Source organism: Limnohabitans sp., from assembly GCF_040401135.1.
Taxonomy (GTDB): Bacteria; Pseudomonadota; Gammaproteobacteria; order Burkholderiales; family Burkholderiaceae_C; genus Limnohabitans.
In genome coordinates, this window is sequence record NZ_JBBAOV010000040.1 from 1 (window position 1) to 3764 (window position 3764).

The 3764-nt window shown below is 55.8% G+C and carries 4 protein-coding genes and 3 tRNA genes; all 7 read right to left on the reverse strand.

Going from position 1 to position 3764, the window contains the following annotated elements; translation table 11 throughout:
* Nucleotides 1-92: 92 nt before the first annotated feature.
* Nucleotides 93-167, reverse strand: a tRNA-Thr gene (locus ABWP81_RS10170).
* A gap of 40 nt (nucleotides 168-207) precedes the next feature.
* Nucleotides 208-281: transfer RNA gene (locus ABWP81_RS10175), tRNA-Gly, on the reverse strand.
* A gap of 63 nt (nucleotides 282-344) precedes the next feature.
* A tRNA-Tyr gene (locus ABWP81_RS10180) sits at nucleotides 345-430 on the reverse strand.
* Nucleotides 431-490: 60 nt separating this feature from the next.
* Nucleotides 491-1315 (reverse strand): uracil-DNA glycosylase, encoded by an 825-nt coding sequence (locus tag ABWP81_RS10185; protein WP_353141530.1) that lies wholly within the window; start codon nucleotides 1313-1315, stop codon nucleotides 491-493.
* A gap of 3 nt (nucleotides 1316-1318) precedes the next feature.
* Nucleotides 1319-2110 carry an indole-3-glycerol phosphate synthase TrpC gene (gene trpC / locus ABWP81_RS10190; RefSeq protein WP_353141532.1) on the reverse strand — a complete coding sequence of 264 codons (792 nt, stop codon included), beginning with the start codon at nucleotides 2108-2110 and terminating at the stop codon, nucleotides 1319-1321.
* 28 nt (nucleotides 2111-2138) lie between these two features.
* Complete coding sequence (gene trpD, locus ABWP81_RS10195) at nucleotides 2139-3200, reverse strand: anthranilate phosphoribosyltransferase (RefSeq protein ID WP_353141534.1); 1062 nt, start codon at nucleotides 3198-3200, stop codon at nucleotides 2139-2141.
* Between the two features lie 9 nt (nucleotides 3201-3209).
* Nucleotides 3210-3764 (reverse strand): anthranilate synthase component II (locus ABWP81_RS10200; protein ID WP_353141536.1); only part of this gene is annotated, 555 nt, incomplete at its 5' end.

Sequence of the window (3764 nt, forward strand, 5' to 3'; positions counted from 1 at the left end):
TAGTGCCCACGTTCACGTGTGGCTTGGTACGTTCGAATTTTCCTTTTGCCATTTCTCGACTCCGAAAAAAAATAGGTCAATCACAAAAAATCTGGTGCCCTTGGCGGGAATCGGACCCGCGACCTCTCCCTTACCAAGGGAGTGCTCTACCACTGAGCCACAAGGGCAAATCAATTGATCGCTAATCAATCCTTTGAAAACCACAGGTGGAGCGGGAGACGGGAATCGAACCCGCGTCATTAGCTTGGAAGGCTAGGGTTCTACCATTGAACTACTCCCGCATCAGATCAGAACAGATCGTCACAGTTGCAGGCCTACCGGCGCATCTACTTGTTGGTTTTCGCTGGTGGAGGGGACTGGATTCGAACCAGTGTAAGCGTAAGCTAACAGATTTACAGTCTGCCCCCTTTAGCCACTCGGGCACCCCTCCGGCGAATCGCGAACTATAGCAGAGTTTTAGGGTATTCGCGAGTTTTGGAGCCCAAGCGACTCACAAAACCCAATCCAAACTCATCTCTCGTTGCATCAGCCAAGCGCTGGCCTGTGAAAAGTGACAGCAACCTATGAAAGGCCTTGGCGGACGCAAAGCAGACAAAGGCGATGGGTGATTGGCTTTGAGCACCAAAGCCTCTCTCTGACGCGCATCTGCGCCGCGCAAACCTACAAAACTAGGGGGTTGCGATCGGGTTTCGTGCGCAATCAACTCGGCTTTTTCTTGGGCATGACCACCCCAGAGCATATAAACACAGGCCGGCGCGTTCCGAGCCACCTCTGCCAGCAAAGCATCGGTCAACTGCTCCCAGCCGCGTTTGGCATGGCTGGCGGGCCGGCCGTCTTCCACCGTCAGGCAAGTGTTGAGCAACAAAACTCCACGCCGCGCCCACGCCTCCAATGATCCGCTTTTAGGCACCGGCTGGTTGAGATCACGTTGCAGTTCTTTGAAGATGTTGCGCAGAGAAGGAGGCGTCTTCTCGCCTGGAGCGACAGAGAAAGACAAGCCCTGCGCCTGATGTGCGCCGTGATAGGGGTCTTGACCAAGAATCACCACCTTCACCTGCGACAAGGGGGTGAGCTGCAATGCCCATAAAGGGTGTTTGGGATACACCACCGCGCCAGCATCGAGGCGTGTTTGGACAAATCCCGCCAACGACACGCCAGGTGCACTGCGCCAAAACGCATCCAACACGGGCTGCCAGTCAGGCTGAACAGGCCAATCTTGCGGCAGCCACCTGCTTAAGCAAGGTGCATTAGAGGCGGCCTTGGCGTGTTCAACTGCGTTGGCAGCTGCGGTGCCGCCAAACAAATCACCGTTCATTTGTTATGCAGCAAACAACTCAGCCAAGGCCTTGCCTGGATCGGGTGCGCGCATGAACGCCTCACCCACCAAGAAGGCATGCACATGGGCATCGCGCATCTTTTGCACATCGGCCTGTTGCAAGATGCCACTTTCGGTGATCAGCAATCGGTCTGCGGGCACATCTTTGAGCATGCCAATCGTGGTGTCGAGCGACACCTCAAAGGTGCGCAAGTTGCGGTTGTTGATGCCTATCAAAGGGGTTTTGAGTTTGAGCGCGCGTTGCAGCTCAGCTGCGTCATGCACCTCCACCAACACAGCCATGTCTAAGTTGCGTGCAATGGCTTCCATCTCGGCCATTTGCACGTCGGTCAAGCAGGCGGCAATGAGCAAGATGCAGTCTGCGCCCATCACACGCGCTTCGTACACCTGATACGGGTCGACCATAAAGTCTTTGCGCAGCACAGGCAAGTCGCACGAAGCGCGGGCTTGCTTGAGGTGGTCCACTTGGCCTTGAAAGAAGTCTTTGTCGGTCAACACCGATAAACATGCTGCGCCGTGTTCAGCGTAGCTTTGGGCAATGTCGGCAGGAATGAAGTCTTCGCGAATCACGCCTTTAGATGGGCTAGCTTTTTTGATCTCGGCAATCACGGCAGGCAAGCCTGCGGCAATCTTGGCGCGCAAAGCGCCCACAAAGTCGCGAGTAAGCACGCGGCTCTCAGCATCTGCCCGCATAGCCGGCAACGACTTGCGCTGCAACGCTGCCGCCACCTCTTGGTGTTTGACGGCGACGATTTGGTTCAAGATGTCTGACATGATTTCTTTCTAGCGCCTAGGCGCAAATTTAAGCCGCAGCGAGTTGATTCGCAGTGGCAATCAATTGATCGAGTTTGATTTTGGCGGCCCCCGAAGCCAAAACCTCACGCGCTCGCGCAATGCCGGCCTCGATGCTGCCTGCCACGTTTGCGGCATACAAGGCCGCCCCAGCATTGAGCACCACGATATCGTGAGCCGGTCCGGCTTGGTTGTCCAGCACGCCCAGCAACATGGCACGCGATTGCTCGGGCGTTTCAACGCGCAAAGCACGGTTGCCGCTCATGGCAAAGCCAAAGTCTTCGGGGTGTATTTCGTACTCACGCACTTTGCCGTCTTTCAACTCGCCCACTAAAGTGGATGCGCCCAAGGAAACTTCGTCCAAGCCATCACGGCCATACACCACCAAAGCATGCTCAGCGCCCAAACGCTCTAGTGCGCGTACTTGAATGCCCACCAAATCAGGATGGAACACGCCCATCAAAATATTAGGTGCACTGGCCGGATTGGTGAGAGGGCCCAAGATATTGAAAATGGTTCGCACGCCCAGTTCTTTGCGAACAGGGGCCACGTTCTTCATCGCGGGATGGTGATTGGGGGCAAACATGAAGCCAATGCCCACTGCGGCAATGCACTTGGCAATTTGCGCAGGCGGCAGGTTGATGTTGACACCTAAGCTCTCCAGCACGTCGGCGCTACCGCTTTTGCTGCTAACGCTGCGGCTGCCATGCTTGCTGACTTTGGCACCCGCCGCGGCCGCTACGAACATCGAGCAGGTTGAAATATTGAAGGTGTGCGAACCATCGCCACCCGTGCCCACGATGTCCACCATGTATGTGCGGTCTAGCACGTCGACCTTGGTCGAAAACTCGCGCATCACTTGTGCGGCGGCGGTGATTTCGCCAATCGTTTCCTTCTTCACCCGCAATGCGGTAATGAAAGCTGACATCAATACGGGCGACATTTCGCCCGACATGATGAGGCGCATGATGTGCAGCATTTCGTCGTGAAAAATTTCGCGGTGCTCGATGACGCGTTGCAGCGCCTCTTGGGGCGTGATGGCATTTGTGTTGGTATGTGTGGCGCTTGTCATAACCAGCCTTTACAGAAAGTTTTTTAGCATGGCATGGCCATGCTCGGTCAGTATGGATTCAGGGTGAAACTGCACACCTTGAATATCCAAGTCGGTGTGACGCACACCCATGATTTCGCCGTCATCCGTCCACGCCGTGACCTTGAGACACGACGGGCATGTCGCACGCTCAATCGCCAACGAGTGATAACGGTTCACTGTGAACTTCTCGGGCAGCCCGCCAAACATGCCCTCTTGCGTGGTAGTGATGACGCTGGTTTTGCCGTGCATCAACGCTTGCGCCCGAATGATCTTGCCGCCAAATGCTGCGCCAATGCTTTGATGGCCTAAGCACACGCCCAAGATGGGCAGCTTGCCCGCAAAGTGTTGAATGGCCGCCACCGAAATACCGGCCTCAGCAGGCGAGCAAGGGCCGGGCGAAATTACCAAACGGTCAGGCTGGCGTGCGGCAATGCCTTCGAGGGTGATTTCGTCGTTCCGAAACACCTCGACCTCTGCACCCAGCTCGCCGAAGTATTGAACGATGTTGAAGGTGAAGCTGTCGTAGTTGTCGACCATGAGGAG

Excerpts from the sequence above, each read along its gene's own strand:
- ABWP81_RS10185 (WP_353141530.1), bottom strand. The coding sequence starts at position 1,315 with ATGAACGGTGATTTGTTTGGCGGCACCGCAGCTGCCAACGCAGTTGAA.
- trpC (WP_353141532.1), bottom strand. The coding sequence starts at position 2,110 with ATGTCAGACATCTTGAACCAAATCGTCGCCGTCAAACACCAAGAGGTG.
- trpD (WP_353141534.1), bottom strand. The coding sequence starts at position 3,200 with ATGACAAGCGCCACACATACCAACACAAATGCCATCACGCCCCAAGAG.